Below are 15,244 nucleotides of genomic sequence, written 5' to 3' on the forward strand. Positions count from 1 at the left end.
TGCCGGCTGCCGAGCATTATGCGACGGGTGGCGGCGACGTCAATGGGGCGGCGCGCAGCAATGGCGCTGATGGTTGTTCAGGTAGGGCGAACGGTCAGGCCGAGATCGGCTGGCAGCAGTCTGGGGGCCTGGATGCGCACGCGTTTCTGGCGGCTCTGCTGGCCACTTTCCAGAGTGACCTGGCTCTTGGCGACGCCGAAGGCATCGGCCAGGAAGGCCAGCAGGTGCGCGTTGGCCTTGCCGTCCACCGGCGGTGCGGTGAGGCGGATCTTCAAGCGCTCACCATGCAGCCCGGCGAATGCATCATTGCTGGCTTTGGGCTGCAGGTGGCAGTCGAGGATCAGTGCATCACCGTCCCAGCGGTGGAAATCCATGGGCTCAGATCGCCAGGCTCAGCCCGCTGAACATGCCGGTGCTGACGGCCAGGTTGCGAATCACCAGCATGTCGATCAGGTTGAGGAGCAGGAACGCCACGATGGGCGACAGATCCAGGCCGCCCAGATTAGGCAGGATGCGGCGGATCGGCGTCAGCAGCGGCTCGCAGATCTGATTGACCAGCAGTGCAGCCGGGTTGTGCGAGCCCTGGGCGACCCAGGAGAGGATCACGCTGATGATCAGGGCGAAGAAGAACACCTTGAGCAGCAGGGCGGTGACGCCAATGATCGACCAGACCAGAATCAGCAGCGGATCGCCGACGCCGACGCCCATCAGCATCAGGGTCAGCGCCATCAGCACGAACTGCACGATCAGCGCCAGTACCAGGGATGCCAGGTCGAGCCCGCCGAGGCTGGGGATGATGCGACGCAGCGGCTTGAGCAGCGGGTGGGTGGCGCGCACGATGAACTGGCTGAGCGGGTTGTAGAAGTCCGCTCGCACCAGTTGCAGGACGAAGCGCAGCAGCACGATCAGCAGGTAGAAGCTGCCGATGGTCTGCAGGATGTAAACGGCTGCGGTGTTCAGACCGATCATTGATTGTCTCCTTATTGACCCAGTTGTTCGGCCAGCTCGGCCGAGCGGTGATCGGCGGCCTTGACGGCCTGCTCGACCAGCGCGTCGAAGCCGCCTGCCTGGAATGTCTTGATGGCCGCTTCGGTGGTGCCGGCCGGTGAGGTCACGCGGCGACGCAGCTCGGCGGCATCCACATCACTGTTCAGTGCCATCTGCGCGGCGCCCAGGGCGGTCTGCAGGGTGAGCTTGGCGGCGACGTCACGGGGCAGGCCGAGCTTTTCGCCGCTGGCGGTCATCGCTTCGATCAGCAGGAAGAAATAGGCCGGGCCGCTGCCGGAGACGGCCGTAACTGCGTCGATCAGTTTCTCCTCGTCCAGCCACACGGCCAGGCCGACGGCGTTGAGCAGCTGTTCAGCCTGCTGGCGCTGTTCGGCGCTGACTCGGGCGTTGGCGTACAGGCCGCTGGCGCCCAAGCGCAGCAGCGACGGCGTATTGGGCATGCAGCGCACCACCGCGCGCGGGCCGAGCCAGTTTTCCAGGCTGGCGCTGGTGATACCGGCGGCGATGGACACGATCAGCTGGCCGGCCTGCAGGTGTGGCGCCAGGTCGAGGCATACGTCCTTCATCACCTGGGGTTTGACCGCCAGGACTATCACGTCGGCATCGCGGCACGCCTCGGCATTGCTGGCCAGTACCTCGATGCCGTGTTCCCGATTGATCTTCTCGCGTTGCTCGGCGCCGCGGTCGCTGGCGCGGATCGCGCTGGCCGGCAGCCCTTGGGCGAGCATCCCGCCGATCAGGCTGGCAGCCATGTTGCCAGCACCGATAAAGGCAATGCGGGGAGTGGTCATGGTGAGTTTCCTATCTATATAGAGTCGAGATCGGGTTATTCAGGTCTTGCTGTAGTCACGCTCACCGAACAGCGCCGTACCGATGCGCACCCAGGTCGCGCCTTCGGCGATGGCTGCTTCGAGGTCGTGGCTCATGCCCATGGACAGGGTGTCGAGGTCGAGGTTCAGGCCGTCCCGCAGCTCACGCAGGCGGGCGAAGGCCGCACGTTGCATGGCGACGTCGTCGGTGGGCTGGGGAATTGTCATCAATCCGCGCAGGCGCAGGTTGGGCAGTTGTGTAACCGCCTGTGCCAGCGCCGCGAGCTCGTCGGGCTGGCAGCCGGATTTGCTGTCCTCACCGCTGACATTGACCTGCAGGCAGATGTTCAGTGGCGGCAGTTCAGGCGGGCGCTGGTCGCTCAGGCGCTCGGCGATCTTCAGGCGATCCACCGAGTGTACCCAGGCAAAGTGTTCGGCGATCGGACGGGTCTTGTTCGACTGGATAGGGCCGATGAAGTGCCAGCTCAGCGCCAGGTCGGCCAGTTGCACTTGCTTGTCGAGGGCTTCCTGCAGGTAGTTCTCGCCAAAATCGTGCAGACCGGCCGCGTTAGCCTCGCGAATGGCGTCAGCAGGTTTGGTCTTGCTCACCGCTAATAGGCCAATAGTGGCGAAATCTCGCTGTGAGGCTTGCGCTGCCTCACGGATACGCACACCGACCTTTGCAATATTCTTTGCTATCGTGGACATTACCTGTGCCTGCCGCCTGAGCGTTTTTGCGGGCTTGGTGGTGGTCTCCGAAGGGCGTGCTCGCGCAGCCGCATGGCGATCCCCCAAGGCCCCCTATCCTGAGTTACGCGGCATTCTACCGTCATTAGGGAGTTCCATGGATATCACCGAGCTGCTTGCCTTCAGCGCCAAGCAAGGCGCGTCGGATCTGCACCTCTCTGCAGGTCTGCCACCGATGATTCGGGTCGATGGCGACGTGCGTCGGATCAATCTGCCAGCCCTGGATCATAAACAGGTGCACGCGCTGATCTACGACATCATGAACGACAAGCAGCGCAAGGATTTCGAGGAATTCCTCGAGACCGACTTCTCGTTCGAAGTGCCGGGTGTAGCGCGCTTCCGGGTCAACGCCTTCAACCAGAACCGTGGCAGCGGTGCGGTATTCCGTACCATTCCTTCCAAGGTGCTGAGCATGGAAGACCTCGGCATGGGTGAGATCTTCAAGAAGGTCTCCGACGTGCCGCGCGGGCTGGTGTTGGTAACCGGGCCAACCGGTTCGGGCAAGTCCACTACCCTGGCGGCGATGCTCGATTACATCAACAGCAACAAGTACCACCACATCCTCACCGTCGAAGACCCGATCGAATTCGTTCACGAGTCGAAGAAGTGCCTGATCAACCAGCGTGAGGTGCACCGCGACACCCACGGCTTCTCCGAAGCCCTGCGCTCGGCACTGCGCGAAGACCCGGACATCATCCTGGTCGGCGAGATGCGCGACCTGGAAACCATCCGCCTGGCGCTGACCGCTGCAGAAACCGGTCACCTGGTGTTCGGCACCCTGCACACCACCTCTGCGGCCAAGACCATCGACCGGGTGGTCGACGTGTTCCCGGCGGAAGAGAAGTCCATGGTGCGTTCGATGCTTTCCGAATCGCTGCAGGCGGTGATTTCCCAGACCCTGCTGAAGAAGATCGGCGGCGGTCGTGTGGCCGCCCACGAAATCATGATTGGCACCCCAGCGATCCGTAACCTGATCCGCGAAGACAAGGTGGCGCAGATGTACTCGGCCATCCAGACTGGCGGTGCGCTGGGCATGCAAACCCTGGATGCGTGCCTGAAAACCCTCGTCTCCAAAGGGCTGGTCAGCCGCGAGAGTGCGCGGGAAAAAGCCAAGACACCTGAAAACTTCTAAGACCATATTGGTCATGCCGGGCGATGTTAGGTCGCCCCGCTCCTGGTCACCGGCGATGCACACGACCGGTAGCTGAACGTCGCTCCAGTGCATACTAGGTAGGCTTCCATGGAATTCGAAAAACTGTTGCGCCTGATGGTCGAAAAAGGCGGCTCCGATCTGTTCATCACCGCTGGCGTGCCGCCATCGATGAAGGTCAATGGCAAGATCATGCCCGTGACCAAGACGCCGCTAACGCCGGAAATGACCCGCGAGACCGTCCACTCGGTGATGACCGAGCAGCAACGCCGGGATTTCGCCGAGAACCACGAGTGCAACTTCGCCATCAGTGCCCGAGGCGTCGGTCGTTTCCGCGTCAGTGCCTTTTACCAGCGCAACCTGGCTGGCATGGTGCTGCGCCGTATCGAGACCAACATCCCGACATTGGATGACCTCAAACTGCCGGAAATCCTCAAGAAGCTGGCTTTGACCAAGCGCGGTCTGGTGCTGTTCGTCGGCGCCACCGGTACGGGTAAGTCCACCTCGCTGGCAGCGATGATCGGCTACCGCAACAAGAACAGCAGTGGTCATATCATCTCCATCGAAGACCCGATCGAGTACATTCACCAGCACCAGAACTGCATCGTTACCCAGCGTGAAGTAGGTATCGATACCGATTCCTTCGAAGTGGCGCTGAAGAACACCCTGCGCCAGGCGCCGGACGTGATATTGATCGGTGAGGTACGAACTCGGGAAACCATGGATCACGCCGTGGCCTTCGCCGAGACTGGTCACCTGTGCCTGGCCACTCTGCACGCCAACAACGCCAACCAGGCTCTGGATCGGATCATCAACTTCTTCCCGGCGGATCGGCAGAATCAGGTATGGATGGATCTGTCGCTGAACCTCAAGGCCATCGTCGCCCAGCAATTGATTCCAACGCCGGATGGCAAGGGGCGTCGTGCTGTCATCGAGGTGTTGATCAATACCCCGCTGGCCGCCGACCTGATCCGCAAGGGCGATGTGCACGAGCTCAAAGCGCTGATGAAACGTTCTACTGAGCAGGGTATGCAAACCTTCGACCAGGCGCTGTACAACCTCTACAGTCAGGGCGAGATCACCTACGAAGATGCCTTGCTATACGCCGACTCGGCGAATGATCTGCGCCTGATGATCAAGCTTGGTTCGGAAACCGATGGCGAGCACCTGACCACTATGTCCCAGGGGCTGTCCCTGGAAGTCACGGACGAGAATCCCGGGCAGCGTTTTCGCTGATTGCCGTCTGGCGAAGCGGCGGGCGCTGTATGCGCTTACCGCTTTTCGCTGCCACTGCCTGCGCCTGGCCATCCGCTTGGGCGCCTGCCCGGGCCAGGCTCATCAGTCTTGGAATCAACGGGCCTTCTGGCAGATTGCGCCAGAAGCGTACCGGCATATTGGTTTCCAGTACGCTGCGATTGAGCCGCGCCGGATTGAAGGTGCTGCCGTAATACGCCAGCCACATCGCTTCGTTACGGTCATCGGTACCCTGCGCCAGCTGCTGCCATTCAGGCGGGCAAGGGTTCGCGTAATGCAGGTGTTCACCATCCCAGAACACGCCATCGTCGGGTGTCGCGATCATCCAGGTCTGTCGACCCAGGCGCTCGGCGAAGTGCCCGCTGGCGCTGGCCAGGATGTCGTGCGCTGGCTCGTGCCATGCCACCAGCTGCGGGCCCCCGGCCGCTGCATCGCGTGGTTTGAAACGTAGAAACGCATGCAGATGGTGAGCTTCACGACGCACCGCCTTGAGGCGCGCATGCAGCTCGCTGCCATCGATATCGCCCGCCAGCATAGCGGCCTGATCACCCTGGGCGACGCGCCAGAGAATGCGATACAGCAGTGCCCAGCGTTGGGCGCAGCGAAAGCGTGCGGCGCTTTCCAACTGATCGAGCAGAGTGCGGGGTACGCGCACCGGGCTATTACAGGCCACGGCCTGTTGTGGCTCATCCAGTTGGCCGAACAGATCCTGATTCTCCTGGCTGTCCTGCACCCAGCTCAACTGATGCGGGGCCAGGCCGCGGCGTAGCTGTGTTCTGGCGGCTTCACGCCAGCCGGCAAAGCTGCCATCGAAGCGAACCTGGTGCATTACCACAGTCCCATCTGCCGGGGCGCTTCGCTCAGTTGCTGACGTAGCAGCAAGGAGTCGCGGGTGGCCTGAGCGGGGCGGTAATCCTGGGTGACGATGAAGGGTTTGGCTTTCTCCAGAGCACAGCGCAGGCGGCCAACATCCTCGAAGCGAATACGTTTTTGCTGACGCAGGGCGATCAGACGTTGGGCACTGAGCACGCCGATGCCAGGTATGCGGGCGATCATGGTCACGTCGGCACGATTCAGGTCGACGGGAAAGTGCTGGCGGTTGTTCAGCGCCCAGGCCAGCTTGGGGTCGATGTCCAAGGCCAGGTTGCCGGGGCCATCGAGCAGTTCGGCGGCTTTGAAGCCATAACCACGCATCAGGAAGTCCGCCTGATACAAACGGTGCTCGCGCAGCAGCGGCGGTGCCTCGAGGGGCACGCTCTTGGGGCTTTGCGGGATCGGGCTGAACGCCGAGTAATAAACGCGTTTAAGGCGAAAGTCGCCATACAGCGACTGGGCAGTGTGCAGGATGGTGCTGTCGTCGGTGGCATCGGCCCCCACGATCATCTGCGTGCTCTGCCCGGCGGGGGCGAAGGCTGGCGCGCGCTTTTCACTGCTCGCTTCTTCGACGCCATCACGAATAGTGCCCATGGCCAGCTTGATCGGAGCCACGCTTTTCTCCGGCGCGAGGCGGATCAGGCTGCTTTCGGTAGGCAGCTCGATATTGACGCTCAGACGATCGGCATAGCGTCCGGCCTCGGCTATCAACTCCGGTGATGCATCGGGAATGGTCTTGAGATGGATATAGCCGCGAAATTCGTGTTCTTCGCGCAGTAGCTTGGCGACCCGCACCAACTGCTCCATGGTGTAGTCGGCTGAGCGGATGATTCCGGAGCTGAGAAACAGCCCGCTGATGCAGTTGCGCCGGTAGAAATCGAGGGTCAGCGTGACCACTTCTTCGGGTGTGAAGCGCGCGCGGGGCACGTCGCTGGAACGGCGATTGACGCAGTACTGGCAGTCGTACAGGCAGAAGTTGGTCAGCAGCACCTTCAGCAATGCGACGCATCGGCCGTCTGGCGTGAAACTGTGACAAATGCCCATGCCGTTGGTGGCCCCCATGCCGCTCTGGCCTTTGGAACTGCGCTTGGGGGCGCCGCTGCTGGCGCAGGAGACATCGTATTTGGCGGCGTCGGCGAGTACCGTAAGCTTGTCGATCAGTTCCATGGGTCATGCTCGGTAACTGTATTTATATACAGTATTGGATAAGCTTACCTGACATGCAAGATCGTCTCGTCGCCGCATGGGGAGAACCTGCGGCGTGGTTATTGATCAAAGCGCTTGAGACATTATTCCTGGAGACCTCGATGCAGCGTCCTGACACCCACAGCAAGATCATCGGTTATCTGTTATGGATTTTCGGTTTCCTCGGCGCTCACCGTTTTTATTACGGCAAGCCGGTCACCGGCACCATCTGGTTTTTCACCCTGGGTTTGTTGTTCGTTGGCTGGATCATCGACCTGTTCCTGATCCCCGCCATGGATCGTGAAGCGGATCTGCGTTTCACCGCCGGAAAGACCGACTTCAATGTCGCCTGGATTTTACTGACGTTCCTCGGCATCTTCGGCGTGCACCGCATGTACCAAGGCAAGTGGATCACCGGCATCCTGTATCTATTCACCGGCGGGCTATTTCTGGTCGGTGTGCTTTACGATTTCTGGACGCTGAATAACCAGGTGTCGATCAAGAATGCGCGGGAGGGCTAGATCAGGGGCCGCAATAAGGCGCTAGCGGACATCGGGCGCTGCTGCTTTTGTGGGAGGGGCTTTAGCCGCGAGCTCTTTGTTTGCCTTGATAAAAAGCTCGCGGCTAAAGCCCCTCCTACAAGTTACGCGAACGTCCGCTTCTGCCTTGAAGTTGTCGTTCGTGATGGCGACTCGGTAGGCGTCAGGCGCATGGGGTTCAGCCCTCGTAACTGATATGTCCATCCACCAACGTATAACGCACCTGGCCAGGCAGGCAGTGGCCAAGGAAGGGGCTATTGCGGCCCTTCGAATACCAACTCTCGCCAGCCACGGTTGAAGCCTGTGGGTCGAACAGCAGGATATCCGCCGCACCACCGACCTGCAGTTTTCCAGCTGGCAGGCGCAGCGCCTCGGCCGGGCCACTGCTCAGGCGGGCGAGCAGGGTGGGCAGATCGAGCAGGCCGTCCTGCACCAGTGTCATCGCCAGCGGCAGCAGCAACTGAACGCCACTCATACCAGGCTCTGTCTCGCCGAAAGGCGCCAGCTTGGCGTCACGCTCATGGGGCTGGTGATGGCTGGAGATAGCGCTGATTACTCCACTCTTCACCGCTTCACGCAGGCCGTCGCGGTCGGCGCGGGTGCGCAGTGGCGGTTGCACGTGGTAGAGGCTGGAGAAGTCGATCAGCGCTTCATCGGTAAGGATCAGTTGATAAAGCGCTACGTCGGCAGTGACCGGCAGGCCGCGTGCCTGAGCGTCGGCGATCAGCTGTGCGCCACGGGCGCTGGTCAGCTGGCTGAAGTGCGCACGCACGCCGCTCTGCTCGACCAGCAGCAGGTCTCGAGCCAGGGCTACGGTTTCGGCGGTTTCCGGAATCCCCGACAGACCGAGAAAGCTGGCGGTGGCACCTTCGTGGGCCAGACCGCCTTCGGCGAGGTCATGATCCTGAGAGTGGATGATCACTGTAAGGTCGAACGTCGCCGCATATTCCAGCGCGCGGCGCAGGGTGCGTGCGTTGCGGAAATTGTTCAGGCCGTTGCCGAACGCCACGCAACCCGCATCGCGCAGGGCGACCAGTTCAGCGAGTTGTTCGCCATCGAGTCCTTTGCTCAGGGCGCCGATGGGAAACACCTTGGTGTGGCCCGCTTCGCGGGCGCGGTCGAGAATCAGCTCGGCAACCGCCGAGGTATCCAGCACCGGCTTGGTGATGGGCGGGCAGCACAGGCTGGTGACGCCGCCGGCAGCGGCCGCCAGGGTTTCGCTGGCGATGCTGCCTTTGCGGCTATAGCCGGGCTCGCGCAGGGCGACGGACAGATCGACCAGGCCGGGCGCGGCGATCAGGCCCTGGGCATCGAGTGTCTGATCGGCTTCGAAGCCGCCAGGTGCCTGGCCGATGGCGCTCAGCTTGCCGCCTTCTACATAGATATCGGCGACCTGATCGAGGCCACTGCTTGGGTCGATGACGCGGGCGCCGAGGATACGGGTACGCATCAGTTGTGCTCCTCGGAGTCGAGTTGTCGTTGCGTGTTCTGGCCGCTCATGGCCATGGACAGCACGGCCATGCGGATAGCGATGCCGTAGGTGACCTGATTGAGGATTACCGAGTGTTCGCCGTCGGCCACTGCGGATTCGATCTCCACGCCGCGGTTGATCGGCCCCGGGTGCATGACGATGGCATCCGGTTTGGCCAGTTTTAGGCGTTGCTCGGTCAGGCCGAACAGGCGATAGAACTCACCTTCGCTGGGCAGCAGGCCGCCGGTCATGCGCTCGCGCTGCAGGCGCAGCATGATCACCACATCGACATCCTTGAGGCCTTCGGTCATGTCGCTGTAGACCTTCACGCCGTATTGCTCAATACCCACGGGCAGCAGGGTTTTCGGCGCGATCACGCGGATGTCCGGGCAGCCGAGGGTCTTCAGCGCCAGCATGTTGGAGCGGGCCACCCGCGAATGCAGGATGTCGCCGACGATGGCCACCGAGAGATTCTCGAAGCCGCCCTTGTGACGGCGGATGGTCAGCATGTCGAGCATGCCCTGGGTCGGGTGCGCGTGGCGCCCGTCGCCGCCGTTGATGATCGCCAGGTTGGGGCACACGTGCTCGGCGATGAAGTGCGCAGCGCCCGAATCGGCGTGGCGCACAACGAAGATGTCGGCGGCCATGGCTTCCAGGTTACGCAGGGTGTCGAACAGCGTTTCGCCCTTGCTGGTCGAGCTGGTCGACACGTTGAGGCTGATCACGTCGGCGGACAGGCGCTGGGCGGCCAGTTCGAAGGTGGTGCGGGTGCGCGTGGAGTTTTCGAAGAACACGTTGCACACGGTCTTGCCGCGCAGCAGCGGTACTTTCTTCACCGCGCGGGCGCCGACCTCGAGAAAGGAGTCGGCGGTATCGAGGATTTCCGTCAGCAGCTCGCGAGGCAGGCCGTCGAGGGACAGAAAGTGGCGCAGTTGGCCTTGGTCGTTCAGTTGCAGCGGGCGCTTGGCGTCGATTGGGGTCATTGCGGACGGCCTTGGTCGGAAAGCGTCTGGAGTTCGAGGGTGAAGGGCGCGGGGCCGGACAATTTTACCCGCTGATCGGCTGCCAGTGACAGCGTCGCACCGACCACATCCGGGCGGATCGGCAGCTCACGGGCATCCAGGTCGAGCAGGCTGACCAGGGTCACGCTGGCCGGGCGGCCGTAGTCGAACAGCTCGTTGAGAGCCGCACGAATAGTGCGGCCGCTCATCAGTACGTCGTCGATCAGCACCAAGTGCTGGCCTTCGATCTCGAAGGGCAGTTCGGAAGGCTGCACCTGCGGGTGCAGGCCGTTCTGGGTGAAATCATCACGGTAGAAGGAAACGTCGAGGATGCCCAGAGGCTCATCGCGGCCCAGTTGATCCAGCAACGCCTGGGCGACCCACACGCCGCCGGTACGGATGCCGATGAAGCGCGGCGTGGCGATCTGCCGTCGATTCAGGTGACTGATCAGCGAGGACGCCATCTGCGGTAGCAGTTCGGCGGGGTTGGGTAGACTCATCGAAAAGCTCCTTGTGGCCGTGGCTGATTCAGCCCGGGCTGTTTTCTTCCAGCCAGCCCTGCAGCAGCAGGGCTGCGGCCAGGGCGTCTACCGGGCGCTGGCTATAACCGCCAGTCTGGCCCTGTTGCAGGCGTTCGCCCTTGGCGGCATAAGTGGTCAGGCGTTCGTCGTGGGTGAAAACCGGCAGGTTGAAACGACCGTTCAGGCGGCGGGCGAATTTCTCCGCACGCTCGCTCATCTCGCTGGGCGTGCCATCCATGTTCAGCGGCAGGCCGACGACCAGCGCGTCAGGCTGCCATTCGCGCATCAGTGCTTCGACCTTCTGCCAGTCTGGCACGCCATTCTGCGCTTTGAGGATGCACAACTCGCGAGCCGAGCCGGTAATCGGCTGGCCCACGGCGACGCCAATCTGCTTGCTGCCGTAATCGAAACCGAGCAGCAGGCGCAGCGGTTTGCTGCTCGCCTCGGCCATCAGGCGTGCCCCGCCTGGGCGGTGAGCAGATTGAGATCGACGCCGAGCAGTGCGGCGGCAGCGCCCAGGCGTTTGTCATAGGGCGTTTCGAAAAGGATCGCCTGATCCGCCGGGCAGGTCAGCCAGGCATTGTCGGCCAATTCCTCTTCCAGTTGTCCTGCGCCCCAGCCCGCATAGCCGAGGGCGATCAGGTGCCGAGTAGGGCCTTCCCCCTGGGAGATGGCGAACAGCACATCCTGAGACGTCGATAGGCCTAGATCGCCCAGATCGAGGGTCGCCTGAAACTGCGGGCCGCTGGGGTGCAGCACGAAACCGCGGTCGGTCTGCACCGGGCCGCCACGGAAGATCGGCAGGCTCTGGCAGAGCACGGAAGGCTCGCTATCGGGGCGCAACTGCTCGAGCACGTCAGCCAGGTTCAGGCCATTGGGGCGGTTGATCACCAGTCCCATGGCACCCTGGTCGTTGTGCTCGATCAGATAGATGACGGTTTGCGCGAAATTCGGATCGGCCATGTGTGGCATGGCGATCAGAAAGTGATGTTTTAGGATGCTCGGGCTGGCGTCTTTCATGGCCGCTAGCTTAAAGCCTGCGGCCGGAGGCGCATAGCCAAAAAGCGCTCCAGGGTAATAGGCGTGCGCAGTCAGTTGCTCGACAGGCGGTCGCCGCGCTCGAAGCGCCAGGTACGGATGATTTCCAGGCGATCGATGTCGGCCAGGTCGCCGGTAAATGGCGCGTAAGGCGCAGCCAGGCGAACGATGCGCATGGCAGCCTGGTCGAGCACCTGCTGGCCTGATGACTCCAGCACCAGCACCTCATACAAACTACCGTCGCGGTTTATCGATACCAGCAGCCTCAGGCTGCCGTGGATCTGCTGGCGCCGCGCATCGTCCGGGTAATTGAGGTTGCCGACACGCTCGACCTTCTTGCGCCATTCGTCCTTGTACCAGGCGCCCTTGTCGCGCATGGTCGAGGCGGCGTTGATGCGGTGGATCTTCGGCCGTTTGGCATACTGCTGCACTTCGTTGGATAGCTCTGCCTCCAGGCTGGCGATTTCGGCAGAAAGCTGAGCGCTGTCGAAGGCGGGGGCCGTAGGTGCCGGCGGCGTGGGTTTGCTTTCCTCACGTTTGGCGGGCGCTTTTTGGGCCTGAGGTGCTTTGGTGGTTACGGCTGCCTTTGGCGCTTGCGGTTCGACAGCCGGCGGTGGTGGAGCCGCCGCAGGCGTCACTTTGCGTACTTCGGTGTCCTGGAACTGCGCCTGTTCGGTGGTGGTGGGCGCTGCCTTTTTCTCCAGGGTGCCGCTGCCCTGCTGGTTGTCCTGGGCGAGGAAGTCCGCTTCCTTGGGCTTTTCATCGCTTTTGAAGGTGGACAGGGTGATTTCCAGGGTTTTGCTGATCTGCCCGGGTTCGATGAAGGTGAAACCCACGCCGAGGATCAGCGCTGCATGCAGCACGGCCGCGAGGAACAGGGTGAACCCCAGGCGATCCGCCGGGCGAACGCCGGAGGCGGTGAGATCGGGTGGGGTGGCTGCTGCGTTCATCTATTCGATCGTCAGGGTCTATCAACGTTTTGGCACGGCCGTGCTGAAACGTCAGCAGACCCTAGGTTGCCGCGCAGTCTGCCGAGGCGATTTGCAAAAGTCTATGAAGCACTCCGCGCATTGAGCTTTTCGGCAATCTTGTCCATCAACTGTTCGCCGATGCGCGTGCCGAAGGCGGCATCGATCTCGCGAATGCAGGTTGGGCTGGTGACGTTGATTTCAGTAAGACGGTCGCCGATCACATCAAGGCCGACGAACAGCAGGCCGCGTTCGCGCAGGCTAGGACCGACTGTGGCAGCGATCTCGCGATCCCGGTCGGTGAGTGGGCGAGCTTCGCCGCGGCCGCCTGCGGCCAGGTTGCCGCGGGTTTCGCCGCTGGCAGGAATGCGCGCCAAGCAATAAGGCACCGGTTCACCGTCTATCATCAAAATACGTTTGTCACCGTCGAGAATGGCCGGCAGGTATCGCTGCGCCATGATTTGCTGGCTGCCGTGGGCGGTGAGCGCTTCGAGGATCACCGACAGGTTTGGATCGCCTTCACGGTGACGAAAGATCATCGAACCACCCATTCCATCGAGGGGTTTGAGAATGATGTCACGGTGCTGCTGCGCAAAATCGCGGATAATGTCGGGTCTTCGGCTGACAATTGTTTCCGGCGTGAGCGTCGGAAACCGAGTGGCGAAGTATTTCTCGTTGCAGTCGCGCAGGCTCTGAGGTCGGTTGACGATCAGCGTGCCGGCTTCTTCGGCCTGCTCGAGCAGGTAGGTGGAATAAACGAATTCGTTATCAAAGGGCGGATCCTTGCGCATCAGGATCACATCCAGTTCGGCCAGCGGTAGATCCTGCTCCTCACCGAGCTCGAACCAGCGCTGCGGATCGGCGAATACCTGAAGGGCGCGCGTGCGGCCCCGGGCAATACCAGCGGCCTGATAGAGATCCTTCTGCTCCATATAGAAGAGGCTCCAGCCGCGCGCCTGGGCAGCCAGCAGCATGGCTAGCGAGCTGTCTTTCTTGTAGGCGATCTGCGTGATGGGATCCATGACGATGCCGAGGCGAACGCTCATTGAGGTGTCTCCGTGAAGGGCGGTGAAAAAGCAGCCGCAGAGGTAAAGGGATGGCGCCAAGGTTGGCGCTGACCGGGCCCGGCGGTCAAGGAAAACCGGGCTGATAGCTTGCATGGGGAGAGTGTGCTAAAAAGGCCCTGCGATAGGCCGGGCCCATTGGTTTCAGGGCCTCGGGCACACTGTATATGGCGTAACACAACGACTCACCGAAGTGGTGGCAGGGCAGACATGGAACAGCATTCCGAAGGTTTGAGGGTGATGGTGATCGACGACTCGAAAACGATTCGTCGTACAGCGGAGACCTTGCTGAAAAAGGTGGGTTGTGAAGTGATCACGGCGGTGGACGGCTTCGATGCCTTGGCGAAGATCGCCGACACCCATCCGAACATCATTTTCGTCGACATCATGATGCCGCGTCTCGATGGCTATCAGACCTGTGCCTTGATCAAGAACAACAGTGCCTTCAAATCCACGCCAGTTATCATGCTGTCGTCCAAGGATGGCCTGTTCGACAAGGCCAAGGGGCGCATTGTTGGGTCTGATCAATATTTGACCAAGCCCTTCAGCAAGGAAGAGCTGCTCGGCGCGATCAAGACCCATGTGCCGAATTTCTCACCGGTCGAACAAGCATCGTGATGCCCGGCTGACGCCAAAACGCCCCTTCTTCATGTATTGGAAAACATCATGGCTCGAATTCTGATTGTTGATGACTCGCCGACCGAAATGTACAAGCTGACCGCCATGCTGGAAAAACACGGGCATCAGGTACTCAAGGCCGAGAACGGCGCCGATGGTGTTGCCTTGGCGCGCCAGGAAAAGCCTGATGCCGTGCTGATGGATATCGTCATGCCTGGCCTCAACGGCTTCCAAGCGACTCGGCAATTGACCAAGGATGCCGAGACTAGCCACATTCCGGTGGTCATCATCACCACGAAAGATCAGGAAACCGACAAGGTCTGGGGCAAACGCCAGGGCGCCAAGGATTACCTGACCAAGCCGGTAGACGAAGCTACTCTGCTGAAAACCCTGAACGCGGTGCTGGCCGGCTGAGGCCGGACAGCGGGCGGCATAAGAAGAAGGTCATGGCAGGCATGTCAGAGACACGCACTCCTTTTCAGATTCTTCTCGGTATCGAGCAGCGCTGCCGTGCGGTGGCTGCTGGTCTTCCATCGCAAAAAATTGCGGTGCAGACCTGGAGCGGTATTGGTTTTCGTATGGGCGAACGATTGTTCGTCGCACCGATGGGAGAGGTCGGTGAGGTGCTACACGAGCCGCGACATACCTTGTTACCGGGCGTGAAGAGCTGGGTCAAGGGCGTGGCCAACGTCCGTGGACGATTGCTGCCAGTAATGGATCTGTGTGGCTTCTTCGGCAGTGAACTGTCACCGCTGCGCAAGCAAAGACGGGTATTGGTGGTCGACCACCAGGATATCTTCGCTGGCCTGACGGTCGACGAGGTGTTCGGGATGCAGCATTTTGCGGTGGATACCTTCTCCGAGCAGCTGCCACCGCTCGAGGCGTCCATTCAGCCCTTCATTCATGGGGTGTTCCAGCGCGAGCAGCCCTGGTTGGTGTTCAGCCCTCACGCGCTGGCACAGGCTCCAGAGTTTATCGACGTTGCGTTTTGAGAGCTT

Annotated in this window: 19 protein-coding genes; 6 read left to right on the plus strand and 13 right to left on the minus strand. The window is 61.5% G+C overall.

The window, feature by feature from the left end; translation table 11 throughout:
* Positions 1–77 precede the first annotated feature (77 nt).
* The 4 genes from K5Q02_RS06275 to K5Q02_RS06290 are packed head-to-tail and all read right to left on the minus strand — an operon-like array spanning position 78 to position 2,525.
* Entirely contained in the window at positions 78–374 is a 297-nt protein-coding gene (locus K5Q02_RS06275; RefSeq protein WP_225837462.1) for a DUF167 domain-containing protein, read from the minus strand.
* 4 nt (positions 375–378) lie between these two features.
* Entirely contained in the window at positions 379–969 is a 591-nt protein-coding gene (locus K5Q02_RS06280) for a YggT family protein (RefSeq protein ID WP_225837464.1), read from the minus strand.
* A gap of 11 nt (positions 970–980) precedes the next feature.
* Complete coding sequence (gene proC / locus K5Q02_RS06285) at positions 981–1,799, minus strand: pyrroline-5-carboxylate reductase (RefSeq protein ID WP_225837466.1); 819 nt, start codon at positions 1,797–1,799, stop codon at positions 981–983.
* A gap of 39 nt (positions 1,800–1,838) precedes the next feature.
* On the minus strand, positions 1,839–2,525 hold the full coding sequence (locus K5Q02_RS06290) for a YggS family pyridoxal phosphate-dependent enzyme (RefSeq protein WP_225837468.1): 687 nt from the start codon (positions 2,523–2,525) through the stop codon (positions 1,839–1,841).
* 136 nt (positions 2,526–2,661) lie between these two features.
* On the opposite strand from K5Q02_RS06290, the gene K5Q02_RS06295 reads away from it, so the two are divergent.
* Together K5Q02_RS06295 and K5Q02_RS06300 are read left to right on the plus strand one after the other, a co-directional pair.
* Positions 2,662–3,696 carry a type IV pilus twitching motility protein PilT gene (locus K5Q02_RS06295; RefSeq protein ID WP_225837470.1) on the plus strand — a complete coding sequence of 345 codons (1,035 nt, stop codon included), beginning with the start codon at positions 2,662–2,664 and terminating at the stop codon, positions 3,694–3,696.
* A 108-nt stretch (positions 3,697–3,804) separates the two neighbouring features.
* Positions 3,805–4,950, plus strand: a complete 1,146-nt coding sequence (locus K5Q02_RS06300; protein WP_225837471.1) for a PilT/PilU family type 4a pilus ATPase — start codon at positions 3,805–3,807, stop codon at positions 4,948–4,950.
* Here K5Q02_RS06300 and K5Q02_RS06305 read toward each other — a convergent pair.
* Positions 4,916–5,797 (minus strand): TIGR03915 family putative DNA repair protein, encoded by an 882-nt coding sequence (locus tag K5Q02_RS06305; RefSeq protein WP_225837473.1) that lies wholly within the window; start codon positions 5,795–5,797, stop codon positions 4,916–4,918. The genes K5Q02_RS06300 and K5Q02_RS06305 overlap by 35 nt on opposite strands.
* Positions 5,797–7,008 (minus strand): putative DNA modification/repair radical SAM protein, encoded by a 1,212-nt coding sequence (locus K5Q02_RS06310; protein ID WP_225837475.1) that lies wholly within the window; start codon positions 7,006–7,008, stop codon positions 5,797–5,799. Before K5Q02_RS06310 ends, K5Q02_RS06305 begins: the two co-directional genes overlap by 1 nt.
* A 140-nt stretch (positions 7,009–7,148) precedes the next feature.
* Here K5Q02_RS06310 and K5Q02_RS06315 point away from each other — a divergent pair, with 140 nt between their 5' ends.
* Positions 7,149–7,547 carry an NINE protein gene (locus tag K5Q02_RS06315; RefSeq protein ID WP_225837477.1) on the plus strand — a complete coding sequence of 133 codons (399 nt, stop codon included), beginning with the start codon at positions 7,149–7,151 and terminating at the stop codon, positions 7,545–7,547.
* A 196-nt stretch (positions 7,548–7,743) separates the two neighbouring features.
* Here the strand turns inward: K5Q02_RS06315 and K5Q02_RS06320 are convergent, their stop codons facing one another.
* The 7 genes from K5Q02_RS06320 to gshB all read right to left on the minus strand — a co-directional run bounded on the left by K5Q02_RS06320 (position 7,744) and on the right by gshB (position 13,610).
* On the minus strand, positions 7,744–9,015 hold the full coding sequence (locus tag K5Q02_RS06320) for a dihydroorotase (protein ID WP_225837479.1): 1,272 nt from the start codon (positions 9,013–9,015) through the stop codon (positions 7,744–7,746).
* Positions 9,015–10,019: an aspartate carbamoyltransferase catalytic subunit gene (locus K5Q02_RS06325; protein ID WP_225837481.1), complete on the minus strand. Its 1,005-nt coding sequence runs from the start codon at positions 10,017–10,019 to the stop codon at positions 9,015–9,017. The genes K5Q02_RS06320 and K5Q02_RS06325 overlap by 1 nt, the downstream gene beginning before the upstream one ends.
* Positions 10,016–10,537 carry a bifunctional pyr operon transcriptional regulator/uracil phosphoribosyltransferase PyrR gene (pyrR, locus tag K5Q02_RS06330; RefSeq protein WP_225837483.1) on the minus strand — a complete coding sequence of 174 codons (522 nt, stop codon included), beginning with the start codon at positions 10,535–10,537 and terminating at the stop codon, positions 10,016–10,018. Before pyrR ends, K5Q02_RS06325 begins: the two co-directional genes overlap by 4 nt.
* Positions 10,538–10,565: 28 nt before the next feature.
* Positions 10,566–11,009, minus strand: coding sequence for a Holliday junction resolvase RuvX (gene ruvX / locus K5Q02_RS06335; protein ID WP_225837485.1), 444 nt, complete (start codon positions 11,007–11,009; stop codon positions 10,566–10,568).
* Positions 11,009–11,578 carry a YqgE/AlgH family protein gene (locus K5Q02_RS06340; RefSeq protein WP_225837487.1) on the minus strand — a complete coding sequence of 190 codons (570 nt, stop codon included), beginning with the start codon at positions 11,576–11,578 and terminating at the stop codon, positions 11,009–11,011. The genes ruvX and K5Q02_RS06340 overlap by 1 nt, the downstream gene beginning before the upstream one ends.
* 71 nt (positions 11,579–11,649) lie before the next feature.
* Positions 11,650–12,546, minus strand: a complete 897-nt coding sequence (locus tag K5Q02_RS06345) for an energy transducer TonB (protein WP_225837488.1) — start codon at positions 12,544–12,546, stop codon at positions 11,650–11,652.
* A gap of 101 nt (positions 12,547–12,647) precedes the next feature.
* The gene (gene gshB, locus K5Q02_RS06350) at positions 12,648–13,610 is read right to left on the minus strand and encodes a glutathione synthase (protein WP_225839602.1); all 963 of its coding nucleotides are present in this window, start codon (positions 13,608–13,610) and stop codon (positions 12,648–12,650) included.
* Between the two features lie 228 nt (positions 13,611–13,838).
* Between gshB and pilG the strand changes: the two genes are divergently transcribed.
* Genes pilG through K5Q02_RS06365 form a run of 3 tightly spaced genes read left to right on the plus strand, consistent with a single transcriptional unit; the run spans position 13,839 to position 15,238 of the window.
* Positions 13,839–14,246, plus strand: a complete 408-nt coding sequence (gene pilG, locus K5Q02_RS06355; RefSeq protein ID WP_225837490.1) for a twitching motility response regulator PilG — start codon at positions 13,839–13,841, stop codon at positions 14,244–14,246.
* Between the two features lie 48 nt (positions 14,247–14,294).
* Positions 14,295–14,660, plus strand: coding sequence for a twitching motility response regulator PilH (gene pilH / locus K5Q02_RS06360; RefSeq protein ID WP_225837492.1), 366 nt, complete (start codon positions 14,295–14,297; stop codon positions 14,658–14,660).
* A gap of 41 nt (positions 14,661–14,701) precedes the next feature.
* A complete protein-coding gene (locus tag K5Q02_RS06365) occupies positions 14,702–15,238 on the plus strand; it encodes a chemotaxis protein CheW (protein ID WP_225837494.1) in 537 nt (178 codons plus the stop codon).
* Positions 15,239–15,244: the final 6 nt, after the last annotated feature.

The organism is Pseudomonas sp. MM211 (assembly GCF_020386635.1).
GTDB lineage: Bacteria > Pseudomonadota > Gammaproteobacteria > Pseudomonadales > Pseudomonadaceae > Aquipseudomonas.